The organism is Reticulibacter mediterranei (assembly GCF_016587455.1).
The window spans coordinates 2,331,423-2,353,969 of the sequence record NZ_BNJK01000001.1; the positions used below are offsets into that span (position 1 = coordinate 2,331,423).

A 22,547-nucleotide genomic window follows, 5' to 3' on the forward strand; every position below is an offset into this window, starting at 1 on the left:
ACATGCGACAGGCTCTCTCTATCATACAAGCCAATACATCATGCTGATGTATAACGACGATGAAAGGATAATTGAAGCATGTCAGACAGGCTTATGACAGAGCCAGAAATGCCAATCGATGCAACGGCTCGCTCTGCCGAGGTTGTACTACGAACGCATGGCTTATCAAAACGCTATGGGCAGCGGCTCGCGGTCGATACGCTTAACTTGGAGATACGACGACAAGATATCCTGGGCTTTCTTGGTCCTAATGGAGCAGGAAAAACGACCACGATTCGCATGCTGCTGGGGCTGATTACGCCAACAACGGGTAGCATCGAAATACTAGGGCACAATCTGGCAACCCAACGCGCTCATCTCCTGCCACGCGTTGGAGCGCTCATCGAAACACCAGCTCTGTACCTCTATATGTCGGGCTGCGACAATCTGCGGGCCGTTGGAGCTATCCTGGGCGGTGTTTCCGCGAAACGTATCGATGAGGTGCTGGATCTGGTGGGACTGCGCGATCGCCAGCGCGACCGTGTGCGCACCTATTCGCTGGGGATGAAACAGCGTTTAGGGGTAGCGATGGCGCTTCTGCAAGATCCCGAAATCTTGATCCTCGACGAACCAGCTAATGGCCTCGATCCTGCCGGGATCGTCGAAATGCGCGATCTCATGCATCGCCTTTCAGCCAGCGGCAAAACAGTGCTGATCTCAAGCCACCTGCTCTCTGAAGTACAGCAGATTTGTACACGCGTCGCCATTATCAATCTAGGCAAGTTGGTGACAGAAACATCGGTTGAGGCTTTGACGCGTGGACATGGCGAATATAGCGTGCAATTGGAACAGGCTCAGGAGGCGCTAGCTGTGGTGAGAGCACAACCCTGGGGCCATAACGCGCATATCGCCACCGATGGAGCCTTGATTACTCCTGCACCGGAAGGTCGGGGCAAAGACCTCAATCTCTTCCTGGTCAATGCGGGTTTTGCCCCTGACACTTTGATGCTTGCGACACAGGATCTAGAACAGATCTTTTTACAACTCACCAATGGCGGTTCAGGAGATAGCAAATGAGTACAGTAATCACAACTGCCCATCTAGATAGCAACCGGCTCCGCACCACAAAGCCGAGCTTTCCAGGTCTCGTACGTGGCGAACTGCTCAAAACCTCGCGGCAATGGCTGACCTGGGTCATGCTGGTTCTGCTAGTTGGAGTGACCATCTTTGCACATTTGCTCACACTCAGCTCCAACAATACAAACGAGAAAATAAGTGAAGCTCCTTTACATTTTCTCTACAATGAGATGGAAATCAGTCTTTCTATCCTGCGTATATTCGGCGGCATTTTCATCATTATCATAACGGCCTATCTCATCGGTATAGAGTATCAGTATGGCACCATCCGCATTGTGCTGGCTCGTGGCGTGGGACGCCTCCAATTGCTCTTTGCCAAGCTATTAACGCTGGTTCTTATCGCACTGGCTCTGGTTGGCGGCCTGCTTCTACTCAATGCGCTAATGATTTGTCTCGTCATCAGTTTTATCGTTGGCAATTTGCAGCCACTCAACGCCATCACGCCGGAGTTCTGGTCAAACACCGGACTTTACCTGCTGACGGTGCTGATCAGCCTGGGAACGAGTATATTGATGTCCGCTACAATGAGCGCAATAGGGCGTTCGCTCTCATTTGGCGTGAGTGCTGCATTAACATGGTTTCCAGTTGACAACATGGGCCTGCTTTTTATGAATATGGCTGCACAGTTGACCCATAACGACTTCTGGAACCAGATCACCGCCTACTTTCTAGGGCCAAATCTCAACGCCATGCCCATAGTGCTTTTACCGGCCCAGCTCAAAGCCAATTCGATTGGTATCCCACCGCTTGCCCCCATCAACGGACCGCACACATTATGGCTCACATTGGCATATGCTCTCGTTTTTGCAACCGTCGCCATTGTCCTGACATGGAAACGCGATGTGAAGGAATAGAGGCAACAAAGAAAGAGGGAGCGAAGATCTGAAATTCGCTCCCTCTTGATTATTGAAAACAACTATCAGTCACGAATGGGGATCGATTCAAAGAGCGCAGCATCAGGAATCGTAGAGGTCACGCGCTCTATAACCGTATCATTGATGGTCACACCAGCCTCTTCCAGAGCCGAGAAGAGGACACCAATAACTGGTTCAAAGCGCGAACGAACGGGCTGTACCTCTGGCGACGTTGTACGCAACTGTTCCGTGATGGCATCGGGCAACAACGACGAAGGATGGCGCAAGACACCGCCTGCCAGCACCAGGGGAAAGGCTGTTCCCTCGATGCCCACACGTCGGGCCGCCACCTGAGCTATCCGGCCCAACGCGCGCCCGTGCCCCTGTACAATATTGAGCGCAACGCCATCGCCCACCTTCGCTTCGTCGAGCAACATCGGCGTCAGACCACCAATCACATGATGTTTGAGAATGGTCTGCTCGCGGGCCGTTAGATAATGCAACACCTCCTCAACGGTGTTCAAGCCAAAATACTTGAGAACACAGTTCGTCAGTGTTGTGGTGGGAGCAATGCCCAGATCCGCACAGAAGACCGCCTCTAACATCTTATCGGCCAGTTGAATACCGCCCTCGGCCCCAAACTGCCAGAAGCTACTATGCCACACCTGTCCATCTGGTCCACGTGCGCCCGTAGCGGACCCGGTACCACACACAAGCGAGACCCCTACGTTGCGCGTCGTGCCAGCATGGAGAACGCCCAATGCATCGTTCTGAATAAGAATAGTGCGCCCAAAACCACGTGCACTCATACCAGCATGCAGCACTGTAAAATCTTCTGGCCAATCTGCGCCCGCCATCCCAAACACGCCAGCCACCAGATCGGTAGGAACAGCATGAGAGGCCATCAGCGCCGTCATCACCGCATGCTCAATATTGCTAAAAGCGACATCTATAGCTTTTGCCCGGTCTCTTCTATCTGCATTATAGATATCGCCACATCCGGCACGTCCCGTACCTAGGATAGTTCCATCCAGTGCTGCCACCAGCGCAATCGTCTTTGTATTGCCGCCATCAACAGCCAGCACACATTCCTGCATATACCTTCTCCTGTCTGACATTATTGGAGGAGGCGTTCTGGTAAGTAGGCTCGATGGGCCGCAGCCAGTTCGTCATAAATGGCCTCAGCTTTATGTAGTGAGAAGACGAGCGGATGACTGGCAAGCGCTCTCACTGCATCCTTACGCGTACCCGACCAGGCCGCTTCAGCCGCCAGTGCTTGATATTCGCCAAGCATCTTCACCAGACCGCTCACTTGACGCGGTAGTGGTCCCTGCATCAGCGGTGTGACGCCGTTGCGATCCAGATAGCCAGTCATTTCAACCACGCGATCAGCTGGGAAGTCGGGAATAGAGCCGTTATTAGGCATATTGACGTAGAGAACCTCTTTACGATCATTGTAGATGGCATCCATTGCATCGATAGCTAGCTCCAGTTCATGGATACCACCACGTGAAAGAGAGGGATCAAGCACAGGATTGTCGCTCTGGGCCTGCTCCGTGTAATGCGCCCAATACTCTCCAACTTGCGACATAATATCCTGGGCGCGCGTCGTGGGCTTGGCCTGTAGCTCAGCCAGGATCTCCTCTTTAAAGTAGTAATATTGAAAATAGGAGTTTGGCAGCGTCTCCATCGTACAGGCAAGTTCAAGCAGCCGTGCCTCGTAGCGGGAAAGTGAGTTGTCGCGCAGCTTGCGTTCGTAAGCTTCTTGCAACAAAGGAATGAAATCCTTGCCCTCATAGAGATGGCGGATCGACCAGGAGCCATGATTGAGGCCAATAAAGGTTGTATCAAGTTTCGCAGGATCAAGATCGGCCAGAGTTGCATAATGATGCGCATCCGAGATTGGCCCCTCACAGAAAGAGACTGCGGAGATAGACGTATGATGCGTGACCGCCTCGGAAACAAGATTAATGGGGTTCGTGTAATTGAAGAGGCGCGCGTTGGGACAGATCGCTTCCATATCTTCAATGATGCCCTTCATAACCGAGATGGTACGTAAGGCCATGAAGAAGCCTCCTGGTCCCTGCGTCTCCTGACCAATCACCCCATGCTTGAGCGGGACACTTTCGTCAAGATAACGAGCCTCAAACCCTCCGGGACGATAGCTGGTCAGGACGGCATCGCAGCCCTGCAAACCGGCGCGACGATCAGTAGTAATAGAAAAGGTGAGGTCGAGACCTCGCGCACGCGTCATCTTCTGCGCAAGTGTCTGAACAAGCTTCAGGCGCTCCTCATTGAGATCAATCAGCACAACTTCGGAGCCATTAAAGTTCTCGCCTTGATGAATGAACGACGCCATTGTACCTGCGCCGCGCGTACTCCCTCCCCCAATATAAGCCAATTTAATACGAGCCATAGCACCCTTTCCTATCTCAAACGCCATCCATGAACAGATGGCAGGACATACAACTACATCAATTTTATATCATATCTAACCTGCTCACTGTAGGGTTATGGCTCGTCAACCTCGTCAAATGTCGCGAGATCATAGCTGTAATAGAACCAAAAGAGTGCTCATGTCTGATACATAAGGTAGCGAAGCAGCCAGGAGAAAGTGGGCAGTGAATATTTCTTCAAGAAGAGGTATATTTACACAAAAAGACATAAAATAATACAGTAAAAAGAAGGTACACAGTACCTTTGTCATGATGAGCTAAACAGAGATCTGGCCTGTATTTGTAACTAAATAATACAGGATTCTCCCCCTGGTTGTTGTATACTTAGAGCTTTTTTGTTATACTGCTACGAGGCTATAGGCAGGAATCCTGAGAAGTACGCAGAGCACATTGCTGGGAAAGTTCTCCCAGAAGGCATGGCGGAGCAGGATTCTGAAAAATAGATTGATAAAAATCGTTATAGTAAGTAAGGCCGGGTGTTTATTGGTCGAAGAGAGATAACTGCACTTCATACCCTACAGATCAATAACCCTTGCCGAGCGCTTTACTCCCCTTGCCGTAGATGAGCGGTAGATAACAGTGTTGTTATCTAGGTGTACTAGATGGATATCAACGACGTATCACGTTACCAGGGTCTTTCCGCTGTCTCCATACGGGTCGCTCTCCGATGAGAGCAACTGAGAAAGAACCGTATACAGGCGTAGTAGACGCCAGAGGAGATCTCGTAGGAATGAGTGAAGTAGAAGTAAAAGGTTTGGCGAAACGATTTGGCCGTAACATCGTCGTAGAAGACGTAAGTTTTCAGGTCAAAGATGGCGAGTTCTTCGTATTGCTGGGGCCGTCGGGCGGAGGAAAAACAACGATTTTGCGCATGATCAGTGGATTAGAGCCACCAACGCGTGGCACTGTCTGGATTGACCATCAGGACATCACCAAACAGCCTCCACACATACGCAATGTCGGTGTCGTTTTCCAGGATCTCGGCCTCTATCCTCACATGGATGTCTACAACAACATTGCTTATGGGCTGGAAGTGCGCAAAGTAAGCAAGGAGGAGATTGGTAAGCGCATTACTGAAGCAGCCAATAAGCTGGAGTTGAAACCTATTTTAAACCGCTCAATAGAAGACTTATCGGGAGGGGAACGGCAGCGTGTAGCGCTGGCGAGGGCACTCGTAAAAAGCGCTGATGTTTACCTCTTCGACGAGCCGCTTTCTAACCTCGATCCCCCTCTTCGTTTGCAGGCACGCCAGGAAATGGTCATGGTCCACAACCTCAAGAAGAAGCCGACCGTGTATGTGACTCACGACCAGGCAGAGGCGTTTGCCATCGCCCATCGGATGGCTGTGATCGTCAAAGGGAAAATACTCCAGACGGGTACACCAACCGAGCTATTTCGGAAACCTGTAAGCCTGTTCGTCGCACAGTTCATCGGCACGCCCCGCATGAACATTCTCGATGTCGATATCGTCCACTCCGATCCCCGCTACAGCCTCATAGGAGAGGGCATTTATTTCACCTTGCCGAGCCGCTGGACGAAAACGCTGAAGGACCGCAAGCTGACGCGAGTGAAACTGGGCATTCGGCCCGATGCCATCATTCCCGAATGGGCATTCAGCGAACTGGATCACAGCGAGTACTTTCTCACTTGCGGGCAGATCATACGCCTCGAAGCACGGGTAGGGGAAACCTCTGTCTGGCTCAAGATTGGCACAATGTCTGAGATTCTCGCGGTCTTCGAGACCCAGAAAGATGTCTACCTCCAGGTCGGTCAAATCATCAATATCGGCATCCATCGCGAGCAGATCTATCTGTTCGATCCCAAAACCGAGCTATCACTCTGGCCCTCAGAATAATGATAGCCCGGTTTTGTAGTCTCTCCTTTTAGCAACTGGTGAGCCATCTCACCATGTCTATTTGCGTAGCTTTGCCAGACGTTCCTTCGCCCCAAGCAACATCTCATCACTCTTGCAGAAAGAGAAACGCACATAATTGCTTCCGATATGCAGATGCTCGGCGGAATAAAAGGTTTCAGGAGGAATACAGGCAACACCAATCTCTTTTGTCAGATAATAGGCAAACTCGGTGGGGGTGCCGTCAAAGAGATCAGAGTAGTCGGTCATAACAAAATAAGTACCCTGGGGAGCAACATATTTCAACCCGCAGCCGTCCAACGCCGACCTCAATAGCGCAAGCTTGCCCTCGTACATGGCGCGGAAATCTTGAAAGTAGGTATCGGGAAGGGCAAGAGCATAGGCAATGGCTTCCTGAGTGGGATGATGCACTGCAAACGTAATAAACTGATGAGCACGCGCCACCCCTTCCACAAGATCAGGATGTCCATAGACCCAGCCAATTTTCCAACCGGTGGCATTAAAGGTTTTGCCCGAACTGCTAATTGTTACCGTGCGCTCAAACATGCCAGGCAAGGTGGCGAGAGGGATGTGCTGCGCTCCAGCAAACGTGAGATGCTCATAGACTTCGTCGCAGATCACGGTCACATCATGCTCAATACACAGCTCAGCAATCAGCATCAGTTCTTCGCGCGTATAGATACGTCCGGTAGGATTTTGCGGCGTATTCAAGATCAGCGCACGGGTCTTTTTGCTAAAAGCAGCGCGCAACTCATCGGGATCAAAGTTCCACGTTGGGGGATGGAGCGGCACATACACAGGGACGGCATGAGCCATAATAATGCTCGGCACATACGAATCGTAGCAAGGCTCGATGACGATCACCTCATCGCCTGGATCGACCAGCCCCAGCACAGAGGCGAGAATTCCTTCAGTGGCACCCGAAGTGACGATTACGCCGCGAGCCGGATCGATATCGAGCTGGTAAAAGCGAGCGACATGATCAGCAACCGCTTTGCGTAAAGAGGGAACGCCCGGCCCCGGCGCATATTGATTTTGATAGCCGGACTGTAGAGCCTGAACAACCTGCGCCACCACATCGGCCGGGGCATCAAAATCAGGCTTGCCCTGTCCCAGATTGATGGCATTATATTGCTGTGCAAGCACATTAATTTCGGTAAAAATAGTGGTTCCAAAAGTATCCACGCGATGGGCATAAGTGGGCATGCAATCTGACTCCCTAACATATGAATCCGCACCCGTCCCTCCACAGGACAGCCCGCAAGAGGATGTGTACGGCAAACGGTCCAAAAAGCCTTCACAAACCATGTGTATAATTACGCCCATTATATCCATTGGGAGGGGGCAAGTGCAACCAAACCATATATGTTATAGAAGAAATAAATTCGTGAAGGGTAAATAATGAATGAAGATATTATCAAAATATTCTCAATTTTACTGGAACAAAAGAGCCAGGCGTGCTCCTCGATCACGCCTCTATTTTTAGATGAATCGCAATCAGATAGATAATGAAAATAAATCGCAACCGTATAGATTTTCATACAAGCACTTATTGTAAAAATATCAGCAGCCATTACAAATACATCAAAACAACAATAGCACCATCGAAACATAATCTTTCTACGATCTCTACATATTGACAAAGAGAATTCATTTATGTTAATTTTGTTATACGTTTTGAGAAAGCGTTTCCTGAGATGCAGAGGGAGGCAATGAAGTTTCTCTCGCCTTGCTGCTAAATCACATCAGGATGCATGGAGTCAAATAATGGAGACATCAGACAATCAAAAGTTTGTCAATCCTCTGGCAAACTTGAAACATGTTCTTCCTTTGCACAGGAATTTCCTCCTCTTATACAACAGGTGTACGTTGTATTTGCATGTACCCTCTCTAAATGTAATGCATCCACAGTGCAATAATAATAGGCTCGCTTATTCACTGTAGTACTGGGCACCCCGGCTTTCTGCCAATCGTAGCATACGAAATTGTTTTCCATCTCATCGCATCTCATTTGGAGAGCAACCGTCCAGATGTTACACTTTAGCAGCAGACAGTGTTATTGATTATAGCAAGGCCACATATTGAAATCCGCTTACCTGGCCGTCACACCACAGAAAGGAGTAACACAGGAAAAACTGCATAGCCCAAAGGAGCTGCATTTCACCATTTATACGTCCTATGTTAATGCAGCATGAATTATTTGTGATTTACATTTGTTCACTTTTCAGAGTAGAAACAGCACGTATTGAGCATTATCGCAGATGCTCAAACAGTGAGCTTCTATACCTGACGTTCATAATGTTATTACTGGTCTCATAGTTGAACCAGCAAGTTCTACATCAGGAGAATAGAACCCGTGAGCGATACACAAACGTTACTTCAAGATTTGCAGTCTGGCCGCATTCATCGTCGGGAGTTCATCGGTCGCGCGATGGCATTAGGAGTTTCGTTCAGCGGCATTATTGCCATGCTTGAAGCCTGTGGCGGTGGAAGCAGCGGCGGCAGCGGTGGCAGCGGAGCCTCCATCAAATGGTCAAACTGGGCCAACACGGGAGAAATTCAACGCTTTAAGGATTTCACCGCTGATTACAACACAAAGCACAAGACCAACGTACAGTATACCTTCATCCCCTCAGCCGACAACAACTATTTCACCAAGATTTTGACGCAATTGAACGGCGGCACTGCACCCGATGTCTTCTATGTCGGCGACGGCGACATTGCCAAACTGGTTGCCAACCAGACAATCATGCAACTGAACGACCTGCTCGACAGCTCCAAGAGTAAAGAAAAGGCCGATGATTACGTCTCGGATCTGTGGGGGGCCGCAAAAACCAAAAGCGGCAAAATCTTTGGCGTACCCGTTGACTGTAACCCGCTGGTGCTCTGGTTCAACAAAAAAGTCCTCGCCGATGCAGGCATTACAACCATGCCCTACGACCTCTACGAGCAGGGCAAGTGGACCAGGGACGCCTTTACAGACATGATCACGAAGATTCGTGCAAAAGGCAAGATGGGCTTCATTCTGGATGCCTGGTCATTACAATTTTATGCCTGGTGTACCACGAACGGCGGTCAGATCTACGCCGATAACGGCTATGGCGACTTTATCGCGCATCAAGATCCCAAATCGCTCGACGCCTTCAAATGGATGGCGGAACAGATGCGCAATAAGACCTTCACCTATGCCGGTACGCTGCCAAAGGGCCAGGGATCTGATCTGGCATTTATCGGTAATCAGGTTGGTTTCCTCTCCGTTGGCCGCTGGGATCTCCCCTCCTTCAAAAAAGCTGGCGGATTGCAGTACGACATCGTACCATTCCCCTCTTCTACTGGCAAAATCGCGCCCGCCCCGGTTGCGCTTGCATACATGGTCATCAATAAAAAGACCAAGCTCACCGATCAGGCGTTTGATTTCCTGACCAACTTTGTCTCTGGCGAAGGACAGACCTTCAGGCTGCATGGTGGCGGTAACGCGGTGCCTTCAATCAAATCGGCGGATGCTGAGAAAGTGGTCCTCGAAGGCAACGATCCGGCTCACGCGCAATATCTGCTCGACGCCCGTAACGCTGGCTATGGCCTCCTCCCAGCTGAGGGTAGCACACCAGCCCTGAGCGACGACATTAAGACGGCGCTCGAACCTGTCTGGTTGCAGGGCAAAGATGTCACCACCGTACTTGGGCAAGTTGCTACAATGGCAAATCCTCGTATCAAGAAAGCTCAAGACACCCTCAAATAAATAGGTGACGTAGCCACTCTGAAATTGCAAGGAAAAGACGCCTGAAGAAGATCCAGCTCTTTTCCTTGCGGTTTCTATCACTAGAAGATAAGGTTGGCAGACATGGAGTATCAAGTACAATCGTTAGGAGATCCTCGGCACCTTCCAGCCAATGAGAATCTACGAAAAAGACGGATCAAAGAAGCCCTCTGGGGCTACTTCTTTATTCTCCCGCAGCTGGTTGGTGTCCTGGCCTTCGCCCTCATCCCCCTCATCGTCGTCTTCTACCTGAGCTTAACGACCTGGGATGGGTTGGGACCAATTCAATTCGTCGGCTTCCAGAACTTTATCGACCAGTTTCAAGGCGACGATCTGCGCATCGCCTTCTTCAACACATTGCTCTACACGCTTATCGTTGTACCCGGCGGCCTTGTCCTCGCCCTCTTAGTCGCCCTCGGCCTGCATAGGGTTGGCGGCAAAGATATCTATCGGGTGCTCTACTTCATGCCAGTCGTGACGGGTCCGGTTGCCATCGCCGTGATGTGGGCCTGGCTCTTAAACAGCGATTATGGCCTGATCAACAGCCTCTTGCGCAATGCGTTCCACATTCAAGGTCCGGGCTGGCTCACCGATTCGCATGTGGTCATCCCATCAATTGCAATGGTCAGCATCTGGGGCGGCCTGGGCTTCAACATGATCATCTTCCTCGCCGGTTTACAGGGCATACCCGCTACCTATGCTGAAGCAGCACGCATCGACGGAGCAAATAAGTTCCAACTATTCAGGAACGTCACGCTGCCCCTGCTCACTCCCACCATCTTCTTTACGAGCGTGATTTCGATTATCAACTCCTTCCAGGGCTTCGATCTCATCTTCGTATTGACCGGCGGTGGTCCCGGCAAGGATAGTTACACCCTCGTCTATCACATCTACCATCTGGCTTTTGAAGTCTCAAACTTCGGCCCCGCCAGCGCTGTAGCAGTGATCCTCTTTGCGATCTTGCTCGCTCTGACGATCTTCCAATTCCAGTTCCAGAGACGCTGGGTCAACTACGATGTGTGATGCGTAAATTTGCAAGAGAAAGAGAAGTGAATGCTATGTTGCAAGAAACGATCAGTAAGGGCGAAGCGAGCGGGGCAAAACAGACCAGTGTTCCCGCACAACGAAAAAGCAACGCTCCCCATATACTGGGCAGAATTCTGATCCACCTGCTATTGGCGATCGGCGCACTGGTTATGGCCGCACCGTTTTTCTGGATGTTGCTCACCTCGTTGAAAGATACCAGCCAGGCCTTTAGCGATCCTCCAACCTGGATTCCCAATCCGTTTGTCTGGAGCAACTTCCCGGATTCGCTCAACGCGCTCCCCTTTGGGCTGGCCTACTTTAACAGCACCTATATCGCGGTGGTCGTCGTTTTCTGTCAGCTCCTCACCTGCTCAATGGCAGGCTATGCCTTTGCGCGCATCAAGTTTCCAGGGCGGGATATCATCTTTATCCTCTTCCTGGCAACGCTGATGATCCCGTTCCAGCTCACCATCATTCCGGTGTTCCTGACGATGAAAGAACTTGGCTGGCTCGATACCCATCTCTCACTAATCGTGCCGCCATCTCTTTTCAGCGCCTTTGGCGTCTTCTTGATGCGCCAGTTCATTATGAGTATTCCTATTGAGTTGGAAGAAGCTGCGATTGTTGATGGAGCGAACCGCTGGACCATCTACTGGAACATCCTGCTTCCCCTGCTCAAAGCACCGCTGGCCGCGCTGGGCATCTTCTCGTTTCTGGGCATGTGGAACGATTTCTTCCGACCACTGATTATGCTCAACTCCCCCAACAACTTCACCGTCCCCCTGATGCTCAATCAGTTTCGTGGACAATATGCAACCGAGTGGACAATGGTGATGGCTGGCTCGGTCATCGCCGTGATACCGGTCTTGATCGTCTACATCATCTTCCAGCGCCAGATTATTCAGGGTATTGCCACGACGGGTTTGAAAGCATAAGGCGATTTCTCGAAGCTCCATGTATGCAATCGCGCTGCTCTGTTGTGAGAAAGGCTATTCTCCTTTCCTACAACAGAACAGCGCGCCTTGTATACAATCACGCTTCGCTTTTTACTTCTCATATTCGTGGAATTGTTTTAAGAGAGAAGAGAGCAATTGATAAATTTCCTGGAGATGAGCAAATTCGGATGGACAGAGATCAATAATTTCGTGAGGCGTGAGACCGCAATAGAAAAGCAGATAGGCCAACCGCTGTTCCCGCTCATTGGTGGAAAGCTGCTGTTGCAATAATGCAGGGTCCATCGATGCAATAGAGTCATCGGAGATAAGCAGTTCGTGGCGCTTGATCTTCTCAAACCAGGCAACACTGCGCAGCGTATCGAGCAAGACGCCATTCACGCACACTAGCAAATAGCGCAATCCAGCAGAGAGCGTTGGGAAAACCATCGCTTGCGCAACCACTTCCTGGCGAAATTTTGCCAGGGCGAGGACAACATAGCGCCGCTCCGCCTTGACACGACAGGCCTCCTCATAGCGTGAGTGACGACGCAGCCAGGCACGAACCACAGGGGTAAAACAGCGTTCTAGAGCAGACCAGAGCTGTTCATCATTATGTAATATGGCTAACGAAAGCAATTGCAGACCTGACACACCCTCGCTGTCTTCTCCACGCTGGAGACGATCCATTTCCTCCTGGCAGCGCAGGGCCAGTGCTGAGATGACAGCGCTATCAGGCACAAGTTTTGTGGAAAATGATGATAAATTTACGTTTTGCATCAATGCATCCTTTATAAACACTACCTGGTCCGGTCAATGGAACGCTCGTGCGTCTATTCATCATCCAATGATAAAGAGACTATTATCTCATCATAAATTTTCCTTCCATCTATCAAAACACAGTATTCTCCTATTCAGTTACAGGTGCGCTTTTTTTCTCAGCGCCAGCGTAGAGCAAACCGACAGATCGAAAGGGAAATAGCGAGGAAAATAGAGATGGCAGGGAGGTTTCCTGCGCATCTCTCTATAGAACGATACTGACAGGCTTCGAGCACGGTTTCGAGCATCCTGCAATAGCGTTATATTCACATCGTAATGAATGAGCGTCGCAAAATCGTTACGAGAATCAGACAGAGCAAACAAAAATGTGGCCTGGTCACATCTTTGTTTGCCACGAGAAGCAAGGAGCTACTCCCCCTGAATCGAAGAATAAGCGGGCTTACCATCGAAGGTATAGAGATTTTCGGTCTTAATCACGTCAAAATCAGCATCAGCAAAGCGCTGAAGCAGTCCAACAACCTGGGAATAAGAAACCTGTGCGTTGGCTTGTGCAGGCTGGAAACGGCAGCGCCAATGGTCAGTGCAGAAGGTCTCCGGCAATCCCTCTGGCCACACTTTCGCGCCACGATTGGTGATGCGCTTCAACTCAAGGCCAGCGCCGTTGACTTTCTGTACTGCTGCACCCAGCTCATCGGCTGTACCCTCGCGCCATTCCAGATAGACATCAACGCCCACCAGCTCTTTTTTCTCTAGCGACTGCACATGAGCTTTCCCGTTCCCGCTCACCTCGCCAGCGGTTGAGGAGTAGCTGGCCGCTTTGAGCTTCTCAGGCTTCTGACCAATGCGAGCGACGACAGCATCAGCAAACTCTTTAGTACCCACCTTCTGCTTGCTCACACCTTCTTCGTAGATATCATATGTGTGAACACCATCTTCCAGCGTGCGCAACCAGGCATTATGCACCAGCGTCGCAATCTCTGGCTGACCGATATGGACCAGCATCAGCACGGCACCAAGCAAGAGGCCGGAGGGATTGGCAAGATTTTGACCGGCACGACGGGGGGCCGAGCCGTGAATAGCCTCAAACATGGCGCAAGCATCGCCAATGTTGGCAGCACCGGCAAGGCCAACCGAACCGGCAATCTGCGCGGCCACATCGGAGAGAATATCGCCATACAGGTTGGGCATGACGATCACATCGAACGCTTCCGGTGTATCGGCAAGCTTGGCCGCACCGATATCGACGATCCAGGCTTCATTAACAATATCGGGATACTCGGCAGCAATCTCATCAAAAACCGCGTGGAAGAGGCCATCGCTCTGTTTCATGATATTGTCTTTCACAAAGCAGGTCACTTTTTTACGGTTATTGGTGCGAGCATACTCGAAAGCATAGCGGATAATCTTTTCACTACCGGGACGGCTGATCAGCTTGAGGCTCTCCATCATATCGTGCGTCTGCCGATACTCGATACCAGAATAGAGATCCTCTTCATTCTCACGAATAATCACCACATCCATATTCGGATGCTTGGTATCTACAAAGGGGTAATAGGCGACTGAGGGGCGCACATTGGCATAGAGGCCAAAAACGGTGCGCACGGTAACATTGAGGCTCTTGTAACCGCCGCCCTGAGGAGTGGTAATCGGAGCCTTGAGAAATACTTTCGTGCGCCGGAGCGACTCCCACGCACTCGGCTCGATACCAGCACTCACTCCACGAAGATAGACCTTTTCCCCTACTTCGATCTCTTCAATATCTATTCGAGCGCCTGCCGCCTGGATAATCTTCAGGGTGGCATCCATAATCTCAGGACCGATGCCATCGCCATAAGCTACTGTAATGGGTACGTTCTGTGCCATGAAAGACTCTCCATTGTTTCCTGTTCTGTTGACCGAAAAAGTCGCTTACAGTATAGCATATTGCCGCTTGACAGGCTTGCTTTCTGCTCAATTTACTTATCAGCCATGCTAAAATAGCCTGATGTACCGGGTTCTTCAGGAGCAGCTATTTATGAAATCTTCCTCTCAAAAGTGGCAATGTCATTCGTAGTGTAGCGATATATCGCTACACTACGAATGACATTGCCGGATTTGCTGCCACAGTGAGAGGCTTGCCAAAAGTGCGCATTTTCAGTTAAGCTTAGGGCAAGATCCACACGAGGAATGTGTCCCATGCGAAAACAACAACCTTTGCAAACGCTTCTGCTGCTCGCTCTGCTCTGCGCTCTTGCCGCATGCGGTGATGCTACAGGCAATCAGGCTCAAACCGATCTCGCAAGCACACCAGCAACATCCATTTCGACGCCTCCCCCGACACTGACCAATACGATTAGCTTCACCACAACCGGTCAGGTCAGCGGCTCGCATACAATTACTTCACAGGTGCATACGTCGAAATTGCGTCATGGACATAAAGAGTTCACGATTGAGGTGGCGAACGCAGGGCAATCGGTCATCATGGCGTTCTATGGCTACGAGGGGCCGCGCACCTATACGTTAGAGGGGCACAACAACGGAGGGGATGTGCGGATTGACTTTGGGAAAAATGCCTCTGCCTGGGATCTGCCCATGACCCCCGGCATCGCGTGTACGGTCAATATTGAGAGCGATCTGCCAACACCCTATACCGGCTTAGACAGAATGAAAGGCAGCTTTACCTGCCCACGCCTGATCTCCATCAATCCCGCCGCACAACATCGCTCAATCACAGTCAGCGAGGGCCATTTCGACCTGTTTATCATCGTGGAAAGTTGAACACAATCCTGCCTATTCGCGCTCCGCTACAACATAACTCTCCGGTGCAGCAGTCGAATTACGCACAACCAGTTTCGGGGGCAGCAGGGTTGTCGTAATTTCCTGTGCTTCCTCACTCAACAAAGCGGCAACAACCAGCTTGCTCATCTCAATAACGGGCTGCGCAACGGTGGTTAGAGGAGGCGCGGCCATGCCCGCCAGAGGGATATCGTCATAGCCAACCAGCGACATATCGCGCGGCACCACGATACCAACCTCGTGCAACTTCTGAAGGACTCCCACAGCAATCAGATCGGTGGTAGCAACAATGGCCGTTGGCAAATCTTCCCGCTGAAGAATCTGCTGGGCCAGTGCATATCCTGCATCAGCGCCAAAACCACCACTGTAGACCTGAAAGCTGTTTTGAGCGATCCCGTACGCTTCCAGGGCTGCCGAAAAGCCGCGCAACCGCTCCAGCGAAGAGCGCAAATAGAGCGGCTCCAGAAAAACCGCCAGCTTGCGATGCCCAAGCTGAATCAGATGCTCAGTGACCAGATAGCTCCCCAGATAATGATCGGTGGCAAAGACGGGATAAGGGGAATCGGTCACAACGCGATCCACAAAGACTGCACGTACGTCTTGCCTCTGGAGTTGCTGAATTGCACTCTCGCTGGAAAATTCGGACGAAGCAATGATAATTCCATCAAATCGCTTACTGAGCAAGGTATCAACCAGTTTTTCCTCACGCTCCTGTTTATTGTCCGTACTGCAAGCAAGCACTGAATAATTGTACGATAGCGCCACTTCCTCTATAGCGCGTATCAGCAGACTGGCAAAAGGATTTACAACATCGGGCACCAGCAATCCCAGCGTAAACGTGCGCTTCTTCTTGAGAGCACTGGCAAGCAAGTTGGGACGATATTGCAGTTCTTCGACAGCGCGCTCGACGCGCGCGATCGTCTCCTTGCCCACACGCCCAGTGCCATTCAAAACTTTCGAGACAGTGGCCGTAGAAACTCCTGCTCGCTTTGCTACATCGTAAATAGTCACCTTCGACATGCATTCAATCCTTCTGATAAAAAATAAAAACGTGAACGCGTGGGGCCAAACATTGGCCAAATAGCCCGAATCATGGCGTAATATCTAAGTAATTGCTGAGTAAACTCTGAGTAACCGATTACCTACTACCCAAGTATAATCCGACCCACATTTACTGTCAAGAAACTCCTGCTTTATTATAGTTTTTGTCCATTTCCGGCAATCTTTTAAAAGAGTTTTTACAGACTATTTCATACATTACCAGATTTCTTCATGCATTTTATCAGATTATTTTCGTCCTGTGAAGTAGATTTGCCATCATTCCCACCTCTGATTGAGAAATGTTTATGGAAACACTTGACATCTACTTTTCATCGGGTTACTATTACTACCGTATAATCATCTTGAAAAAACGTTTTCCCTTGCCCACATTTTTGTGTTGGTGTACCTGCCTGGCTATATGTATAAGCTTTTTTTATTGCATCAACATGAACGATGGAGCAACTCAAAGGGAAAATACCACTTAAAGATGCTTTATATTTGTTGATGCATATATAACTATTATCTGAAAGGAGGATAAGACAGACAGGCACTTCTTTTATTTTCGCTTTATTCAAGCATTCTTCTTAGAGGCAAAGTAGCTCTAAAAGACCTGCCACAATTGGTTACATGTATACATTGTTTGTCCCATCCAATGAAGGAGAGGCTTCATGAGTAATCGGTTGAAAAAACCAGCGTCCTTATCTCTCATCAGCAGCCTGGCACTGCTGGCGATGCTTGTTCTCCAGGCATGCGGAGGATCACCTTCTACCGGCAGTACGTCCGGCGGCAGCGGTCCAATCACACTCACCGTCGCCTATCAGCAATTCGGATCTCCCCCCTACCAGGATCAGATCTGGTGGACCAAAGTCAAGCAACAGGTCGAAGCATCCAACCCCAACATCAAAATCAAGCTGCTCCCCATCGTTGCCGACGAAGGTGCATATTACACCAAACTCGATCTGATGATGCGCTCCAATAACGCACCTGATATTGTGCGTGAGGACAGCTTCCTGGTTGGCTCCGATGTCACCGCTGGCTACCTGGCTCCGCTTGACGACTATCTCAACTCGTGGCCGGAGTACAAAGAGCAGTGGTTTGACAGCATGCAGAAGATCACCACGTTCAACGGCCACAACTACGGCATCATGAATGGCACCGATGTCCGTGCCGTCTGGTATAACAAGGATATTTTCAAAAAGGCCGGACTGCCGACCGAGTGGCAACCTAAGAACTGGGCCGACATCCTGACAGCCGCTCGCACTATCAAAGCGAAGGTTCCCAACGTCATTCCGATGAACCTCTACTCGGGCATCCCGATGGACGAGGCATCGACCATGCAGGGCTTCGAGATGTTGCTCTACGGCACCAAGCACACCCTCTACAACTACGATAGCAAAAAGTGGGTTGTATCGAGCAAAGGCTTCCAGGACTCTCTGGATTTCGTCAAACAGGTTTATGATCAGAAAAACCTGCTTGGCCCCACCAATGATATCGCGCTCAGCACGACCGCTGGCAACACCGTTTCTCAGCAGTTGTTGCCACAGGGCAAACTGGCTATCGACATCGACGGCTCCTGGCTCCCTGGCAACTGGGTCAAAGGTGGCGCGGCTCCCTGGGATCAGTGGCAGCAGACAATGGGAATTGCCAAGATGCCTACCCAGTTCGGCGATGATCCCAAGTACGTAACCCTTTCCGGTGGCTGGGCCGACTCCATCACAGCTCGCTCTCAACACAAAAAAGAGGCCTTTGACGTACTCAAGGTCGCTTACAGCAAAGACATGTTGGCAAGCTATGATGTCGCGGCAGCGCAGATCACTCCTCGCAAAGACATCGTTGACGTGGCAGAGTACAAAAACGTGCCATTGTCCTCATTCTTCACCGAACTGGTTGGCTTCACACAGTTCCGACCGGGTTTCCCGGCCTATCCCAAGCTCTCGGTTGAGATCGACCGCGCCATGCAACAGGTGATGCAGGGGCAGTCATCAACCGATGCGATGAAAGCCTACCAACAGGCGGCAACCAATATCGCAGGAGCCGATAACGTAGAAACGAAATAATCAGCGTGAATGTTTGCCGATGATATGCGGGTTTGTATTGTCGGCACAGGAGATGAAGCACGACGGGCATCTAGTAATGTATAGTTAAAGCAATTAATCTGGACAGCTTGCCCATAGCTCTATAGATTAATTACTTCAAGACCATTACTATCCACGTTGTGCTTCGTCTATTCAAAGGAGTTCAACTATGCAGGTGAAGACTCAGGCTGAGGCGATCAAGCTCGTCGGCGTCACTCCTCAGAGCCAGAGACGTAAGCGCTTGCGCATTAGCCTTCTATTCATGGCCCCGGCATTCATCGTCATTGCCATTTTCATGCTTGGTCCGGCGTTCTGGGCCTTTTACATCTCATTCACCAATATGTCCCTGACTGGCGCAGGTGCCGCGACTCCGCAATGGGTCGGCCTGCAAAACTTTGTTCAGATTGTGCGCGATGGCGAGTTTCTCAATGCCTTCCGTGTCTCCCTCACCTATCTTGTTTTCTCGGCACTAATCGGGCAGGCCGGAATGGGTCTCTTGCTGGCCCTGCTGATGCGCAACCGTCAAAAGGTCTTTAAAAGCGTGCTGGGAGCAATTATCATCAGTGCATGGGTTATCCCCGATGTCGTGGCTGGCTTCCTCTGGAATTCGTTCTTAGCTGGCGGCCCACAAAGCGTTCTCTCTCCTGGCCTGCTCAACTCAATTATGACGGCCCTCACGCTCCCCCAACACGCCTGGGTACAGGAATATCCGATGCAGATGATCATCATCGCCAACATCTGGCGCGGCACAGCTTTCTCCATGCTGCTCTACGCATCGGCCCTGGAAGGCATTCCCGATGAGCTACTCGAAGCGGCAGCTATCGATGGCGCGAATCTCTGGCAACGCGTCCGCAGCATCATCCTCCCGCTCATTAAAGGCTCAATTGCCACCGATCTGCTATTGATTACGCTGGCGACACTCTCCGACTTCACGCTTGTCTATGTGCTGACAGCTGGCAGCAACCTCAATACAGAGCTTTTGACCATTTATCAATATCGTCAGGCGTTCCAATTCTATCAAATTGGCTATGGTAGCGCCATTGCCCTCTTGATTATTGCGGTAGGTGCCATTCTCTCTTTGATCTATATCCGCATCCTACGTGTAGAGATCTAAATACGCTAGAAGGAGAATATCTATGGCTATTCGCCGCATTGTTATTCCAACGTTTGTCTATATCTTTCTGACGCTCATAGGGTTATACTTTCTTATTCCCTTGCTCTGGCCCATCTTTGCCAGCATTAATACGAGCGCAACGCTTGCTTTGCAATGGCCTGCGGTTCCCAGCCTTGATAATTACATTACAATCATTACAAATGGCCTGGTCGTTCAGCCTTTCACCAATAGCCTGATTATGGCGGTCAGCACGATGGTACTGGTGGTTGTGCTTTCCGGGCTGGCAGCGTACCCCCTCTCACGCTACAACTTCCCCCTCAAAGCAACGGTGATGTACCTGATCCTCTTTGCCAGCGCCCTGCCAATTCTGGCTCTGGTGACGCCGCTCTACGCCATGTACGTCTCGCTCAACCTGACCGACACTTTGCAGGGCTGTATTCTCTTCTTCACAGCCAGTGCGTTGCCCTTTAGTATCTGGCTGATGAAGAACTTCCTCGATTCGGTGCCGGTTGAGATGGAAGAGGCGGCATGGATCGATGGCGCGAATATTCTGCAATCGTTCTGGTATATCATGTTGCCGATGGCTGCACCGGGCATCTCGGTTGTGGGCGTCTGGAGCTTCCTGGGTGCCTGGACCAACTTCTTTGTCCCGCTGATTATCCTGCAAACCCCGGAACTACAGCCCGCCTCTGTCAACATCTACACCTTCTTCGGTGCCTATGGACAGGTCAACTATGGACAACTGGCGGCATATGCAATGCTCTATGCCCTGCCTGCCGTTGCCCTCTATACACTGGTCTCGCGCTTCTTCGTCAAGGGCATCAGTGGAGGCCTCAAAGGATAACTAGCTGCTCTTTTTTGTGGCGGGGACATTCCCCGCTACAAAAACCTGTATACCTCTTTCACCTTTTCTACAACACATTGTTTGACACTCAAGCTCTCTCTCCACTTCCATTCCACCTTTATGCTAAAATATACATAGAACTTCCTCAAATACTTTTATTGTACAGTTTACCTATCATCAAACAGGTCGGTGCCGGTGCTATCCCCGAAAGGAAACATTGATGAATGAGCAGAGGTTGATGTCTCAGATGCAAGCAGTGACCATCTCACGCGAGTATGGCAGCGGCGGTGGCGAAATTGCCGCGCGCCTGGCTCAACGCCTGGACTGGCAGTTGATCGATCACGAAATTGTGGCGAGTGTGGCTCAAGCTCTGGAGATCAGCGAGGAAGAGGCACAGGTTCACGATGAGCATGTTGAAAGCGCCATCAACAGCCTGCTTACGGGCATAAGTACGGTCCACCCTGCAATATTCGTTACCCCCATGCCAACGGTCTACACTGATCCGAGAACCTATCGTGAAGCGCTCAATCAGGTGATCGAAGCTGCCGTCACACGGGGACACGTCGTTATCGTCGGGCGGGGCGCACAGGTGGTGCTGGCACAGCGGCGCGATGTCCTCCACGCCCGTATCGTCGCCCCATTAGAAAAGCGCATCGAGTATGTGATGAGACGCGAAGGGTTAAGCAGAACCAATGCCCAGATGCGCATTCAACTGAAAGAACATGATCGCGCACGCTATTTGCAGGCCCAGTATCATCGCCGCCCGGACGATGCCCACCTCTATGATATCATCATCAATACCAATATCCTCGATCTTGATAGCACTGTTGATCTCCTCTACGACGCATTTCAGCACAAAGCGCAACGCCTGACTGTGCCAACGAGCAAGCTGGGGCCAGCAACCGGCATGCCACGCTATCCCGGTCAGCCCGGTGACATTCGCACTACCAACGAATAAGGCGGGGCAATACTATTTGTTGAGGACATTTCGTAGTTCTCGACTCAGCGCCTGTAAAAAAAGATCCTGCGCGCTGTGGAGAAAAAAGTGGTCGCCCGGAATGCCGGTCAAAGTAAAGGGGCCGCGTGTCTGCTCACGCCACGATACAAGCTCGGCCGCGCTGACAAGATGATCCTGCTCGCCATAGAAGGCACTCATAGAGCATGTAAGCGGTTCATCAGGAACGTAGGTATAGGTCTCATACAGCGTGAAATCGGCGCGCAACATGGGGAGCATTAACTCCATCAGTTCTTTGTTTTGCATCACCGCTGCGGGAGTGCCGCCGAGACGAAACACGCCATCAAGAAACTCCTTATCCGGCAGATGATGAATGGGCGCATTGCGCGGTGGCAACTGCGGTGCTCGTTGGGCCGCTATGATCATATGCTCCGGCGTTTTCCCATGCTGTTTGCGCAAATGACAGGCCCAGACATAGCAGATCTCGGCCCCCATGCTATATCCGCACAGCGCAAAAGGGATATTGGTATATAGCAACAACTCATCGGTCAACGCCTCAGCCAGCGCATGAATATCGGTAAACCCCGACTCACTAAAGCGGCCCTCTCTGCCTGGCAAATAGATAGGGCACACCTCGACCTCGGCAGGCAGCCCCTCGGACCAGCGCCGAAAAATGGATGCGCTCCCACCTGCATAAGGGAAACAGAACAGCCTGAGTTGTGGATGGGGTTTGGAGCGCACGATCCAGCGATTACTTTCCTTCTGCACCATACTACACCTTTCACAAAGATGATAGGTACATCCACTAAATCTTCGGGATGAGGTCGAATATGGTAGAGGCGATGGCTTGTCCTCGCCCGTGTTGCTTATATTACGCGTGGCGAGGCAGGGCGAGGACAAGCCATCGCCCCTACCATATTCGGGAGGCTATCCTCGCTTCATTTGTCGG

Annotated in this window: 19 protein-coding genes; 11 read left to right on the forward strand and 8 right to left on the reverse strand. The window is 50.8% G+C overall.

Translation table 11 applies throughout. From position 1 onward, the window contains the following. The first annotated feature begins 78 nt into the window (after positions 1 to 78). Positions 79 to 1,056 carry an ABC transporter ATP-binding protein gene (locus tag K3T83_RS10010; protein ID WP_220202827.1) on the forward strand — a complete coding sequence of 326 codons (978 nt, stop codon included), beginning with the start codon at positions 79 to 81 and terminating at the stop codon, positions 1,054 to 1,056. Beyond that, positions 1,053 to 1,970, forward strand: a complete 918-nt coding sequence (locus tag K3T83_RS10015; RefSeq protein ID WP_220202828.1) for an ABC transporter permease — start codon at positions 1,053 to 1,055, stop codon at positions 1,968 to 1,970. Before K3T83_RS10010 ends, K3T83_RS10015 begins: the two co-directional genes overlap by 4 nt. Positions 1,971 to 2,035: 65 nt before the next feature. Here K3T83_RS10015 and K3T83_RS10020 read toward each other — a convergent pair whose 3' ends face one another. After that, the gene (locus K3T83_RS10020) at positions 2,036 to 3,067 is read right to left on the reverse strand and encodes an N-acetylglucosamine kinase (protein WP_220202829.1); all 1,032 of its coding nucleotides are present in this window, start codon (positions 3,065 to 3,067) and stop codon (positions 2,036 to 2,038) included. 20 nt (positions 3,068 to 3,087) lie between these two features. Continuing rightward, positions 3,088 to 4,386 carry a family 4 glycosyl hydrolase gene (locus tag K3T83_RS10025; protein WP_220202830.1) on the reverse strand — a complete coding sequence of 433 codons (1,299 nt, stop codon included), beginning with the start codon at positions 4,384 to 4,386 and terminating at the stop codon, positions 3,088 to 3,090. Between the two features lie 770 nt (positions 4,387 to 5,156). On the opposite strand from K3T83_RS10025, the gene K3T83_RS10030 reads away from it, so the two are divergent. Then, positions 5,157 to 6,281 (forward strand): ABC transporter ATP-binding protein, encoded by a 1,125-nt coding sequence (locus K3T83_RS10030; RefSeq protein ID WP_220202831.1) that lies wholly within the window; start codon positions 5,157 to 5,159, stop codon positions 6,279 to 6,281. 57 nt (positions 6,282 to 6,338) lie between these two features. On the opposite strand, the gene K3T83_RS10035 is transcribed toward K3T83_RS10030, so the two are convergent. Then, positions 6,339 to 7,505, reverse strand: coding sequence for an aminotransferase class I/II-fold pyridoxal phosphate-dependent enzyme (locus K3T83_RS10035; RefSeq protein WP_220202832.1), 1,167 nt, complete (start codon positions 7,503 to 7,505; stop codon positions 6,339 to 6,341). A 1,150-nt stretch (positions 7,506 to 8,655) separates the two neighbouring features. Here K3T83_RS10035 and K3T83_RS10040 point away from each other — a divergent pair. From K3T83_RS10040 to K3T83_RS10050, 3 genes are all read left to right on the forward strand, one after another. Next, on the forward strand, positions 8,656 to 10,038 hold the full coding sequence (locus K3T83_RS10040; protein WP_220202833.1) for an ABC transporter substrate-binding protein: 1,383 nt from the start codon (positions 8,656 to 8,658) through the stop codon (positions 10,036 to 10,038). 102 nt (positions 10,039 to 10,140) lie between these two features. Next, complete coding sequence (locus K3T83_RS10045; protein WP_220202834.1) at positions 10,141 to 11,079, forward strand: carbohydrate ABC transporter permease; 939 nt, start codon at positions 10,141 to 10,143, stop codon at positions 11,077 to 11,079. Between the two features lie 35 nt (positions 11,080 to 11,114). Continuing rightward, positions 11,115 to 12,017 carry a carbohydrate ABC transporter permease gene (locus K3T83_RS10050; protein ID WP_220202835.1) on the forward strand — a complete coding sequence of 301 codons (903 nt, stop codon included), beginning with the start codon at positions 11,115 to 11,117 and terminating at the stop codon, positions 12,015 to 12,017. 111 nt (positions 12,018 to 12,128) lie between these two features. Here K3T83_RS10050 and K3T83_RS10055 read toward each other — a convergent pair whose 3' ends face one another. Beyond that, positions 12,129 to 12,794, reverse strand: coding sequence for a hypothetical protein (locus tag K3T83_RS10055; RefSeq protein WP_220202836.1), 666 nt, complete (start codon positions 12,792 to 12,794; stop codon positions 12,129 to 12,131). 408 nt (positions 12,795 to 13,202) lie between these two features. Then, positions 13,203 to 14,657 (reverse strand): NADP-dependent isocitrate dehydrogenase, encoded by a 1,455-nt coding sequence (locus tag K3T83_RS10060; protein ID WP_220202837.1) that lies wholly within the window; start codon positions 14,655 to 14,657, stop codon positions 13,203 to 13,205. Between the two features lie 312 nt (positions 14,658 to 14,969). Between K3T83_RS10060 and K3T83_RS10065 the strand changes: the two genes are divergently transcribed. Further along, positions 14,970 to 15,551 (forward strand): hypothetical protein, encoded by a 582-nt coding sequence (locus tag K3T83_RS10065; RefSeq protein ID WP_220202838.1) that lies wholly within the window; start codon positions 14,970 to 14,972, stop codon positions 15,549 to 15,551. 12 nt (positions 15,552 to 15,563) lie between these two features. Here the strand turns inward: K3T83_RS10065 and K3T83_RS10070 are convergent, their stop codons facing one another. Beyond that, positions 15,564 to 16,589 (reverse strand): LacI family DNA-binding transcriptional regulator, encoded by a 1,026-nt coding sequence (locus tag K3T83_RS10070; protein ID WP_220202839.1) that lies wholly within the window; start codon positions 16,587 to 16,589, stop codon positions 15,564 to 15,566. Between the two features lie 350 nt (positions 16,590 to 16,939). After that, the gene (locus tag K3T83_RS10075; protein ID WP_220202840.1) at positions 16,940 to 17,185 is read right to left on the reverse strand and encodes a hypothetical protein; all 246 of its coding nucleotides are present in this window, start codon (positions 17,183 to 17,185) and stop codon (positions 16,940 to 16,942) included. Between the two features lie 93 nt (positions 17,186 to 17,278). Between K3T83_RS10075 and K3T83_RS10080 the strand changes: the two genes are divergently transcribed. From K3T83_RS10080 to K3T83_RS10095, 4 genes are all read left to right on the forward strand, one after another. After that, on the forward strand, positions 17,279 to 18,667 hold the full coding sequence (locus K3T83_RS10080; protein WP_220202841.1) for an extracellular solute-binding protein: 1,389 nt from the start codon (positions 17,279 to 17,281) through the stop codon (positions 18,665 to 18,667). Between the two features lie 187 nt (positions 18,668 to 18,854). Further along, positions 18,855 to 19,799 (forward strand): carbohydrate ABC transporter permease, encoded by a 945-nt coding sequence (locus tag K3T83_RS10085; protein ID WP_220202842.1) that lies wholly within the window; start codon positions 18,855 to 18,857, stop codon positions 19,797 to 19,799. A 22-nt stretch (positions 19,800 to 19,821) separates the two neighbouring features. Further along, on the forward strand, positions 19,822 to 20,643 hold the full coding sequence (locus tag K3T83_RS10090) for a carbohydrate ABC transporter permease (RefSeq protein WP_220202843.1): 822 nt from the start codon (positions 19,822 to 19,824) through the stop codon (positions 20,641 to 20,643). Positions 20,644 to 20,863: 220 nt separating this feature from the next. Then, on the forward strand, positions 20,864 to 21,601 hold the full coding sequence (locus K3T83_RS10095) for a cytidylate kinase-like family protein (RefSeq protein WP_220202844.1): 738 nt from the start codon (positions 20,864 to 20,866) through the stop codon (positions 21,599 to 21,601). 12 nt (positions 21,602 to 21,613) lie between these two features. Here the strand turns inward: K3T83_RS10095 and K3T83_RS10100 are convergent, their stop codons facing one another. Beyond that, positions 21,614 to 22,369 (reverse strand): thioesterase II family protein, encoded by a 756-nt coding sequence (locus K3T83_RS10100; protein WP_220202845.1) that lies wholly within the window; start codon positions 22,367 to 22,369, stop codon positions 21,614 to 21,616. Positions 22,370 to 22,547: the final 178 nt, after the last annotated feature.

What these genes read in the sequence shown, in the direction of transcription:
- K3T83_RS10100 (WP_220202845.1), bottom strand. Translation starts at nt 22,369, where the DNA reads ATGGTGCAGAAGGAAAGTAATCGCTGGATCGTGCGCTCCAAACCCCAT.
- K3T83_RS10035 (WP_220202832.1), bottom strand. Translation starts at nt 7,505, where the DNA reads ATGCCCACTTATGCCCATCGCGTGGATACTTTTGGAACCACTATTTTT.
- K3T83_RS10070 (WP_220202839.1), bottom strand. Translation starts at nt 16,589, where the DNA reads ATGTCGAAGGTGACTATTTACGATGTAGCAAAGCGAGCAGGAGTTTCT.
- K3T83_RS10085 (WP_220202842.1), top strand. Translation starts at nt 18,855, where the DNA reads ATGCAGGTGAAGACTCAGGCTGAGGCGATCAAGCTCGTCGGCGTCACT.
- K3T83_RS10080 (WP_220202841.1), top strand. Translation starts at nt 17,279, where the DNA reads ATGAGTAATCGGTTGAAAAAACCAGCGTCCTTATCTCTCATCAGCAGC.
- K3T83_RS10060 (WP_220202837.1), bottom strand. Translation starts at nt 14,657, where the DNA reads ATGGCACAGAACGTACCCATTACAGTAGCTTATGGCGATGGCATCGGT.
- K3T83_RS10015 (WP_220202828.1), top strand. Translation starts at nt 1,053, where the DNA reads ATGAGTACAGTAATCACAACTGCCCATCTAGATAGCAACCGGCTCCGC.
- K3T83_RS10020 (WP_220202829.1), bottom strand. Translation starts at nt 3,067, where the DNA reads ATGCAGGAATGTGTGCTGGCTGTTGATGGCGGCAATACAAAGACGATT.
- K3T83_RS10050 (WP_220202835.1), top strand. Translation starts at nt 11,115, where the DNA reads ATGTTGCAAGAAACGATCAGTAAGGGCGAAGCGAGCGGGGCAAAACAG.
- K3T83_RS10090 (WP_220202843.1), top strand. Translation starts at nt 19,822, where the DNA reads ATGGCTATTCGCCGCATTGTTATTCCAACGTTTGTCTATATCTTTCTG.
- K3T83_RS10095 (WP_220202844.1), top strand. Translation starts at nt 20,864, where the DNA reads ATGAATGAGCAGAGGTTGATGTCTCAGATGCAAGCAGTGACCATCTCA.
- K3T83_RS10025 (WP_220202830.1), bottom strand. Translation starts at nt 4,386, where the DNA reads ATGGCTCGTATTAAATTGGCTTATATTGGGGGAGGGAGTACGCGCGGC.
- K3T83_RS10010 (WP_220202827.1), top strand. Translation starts at nt 79, where the DNA reads ATGTCAGACAGGCTTATGACAGAGCCAGAAATGCCAATCGATGCAACG.
- K3T83_RS10030 (WP_220202831.1), top strand. Translation starts at nt 5,157, where the DNA reads ATGAGTGAAGTAGAAGTAAAAGGTTTGGCGAAACGATTTGGCCGTAAC.
- K3T83_RS10055 (WP_220202836.1), bottom strand. Translation starts at nt 12,794, where the DNA reads ATGCAAAACGTAAATTTATCATCATTTTCCACAAAACTTGTGCCTGAT.
- K3T83_RS10045 (WP_220202834.1), top strand. Translation starts at nt 10,141, where the DNA reads ATGGAGTATCAAGTACAATCGTTAGGAGATCCTCGGCACCTTCCAGCC.
- K3T83_RS10065 (WP_220202838.1), top strand. Translation starts at nt 14,970, where the DNA reads ATGCGAAAACAACAACCTTTGCAAACGCTTCTGCTGCTCGCTCTGCTC.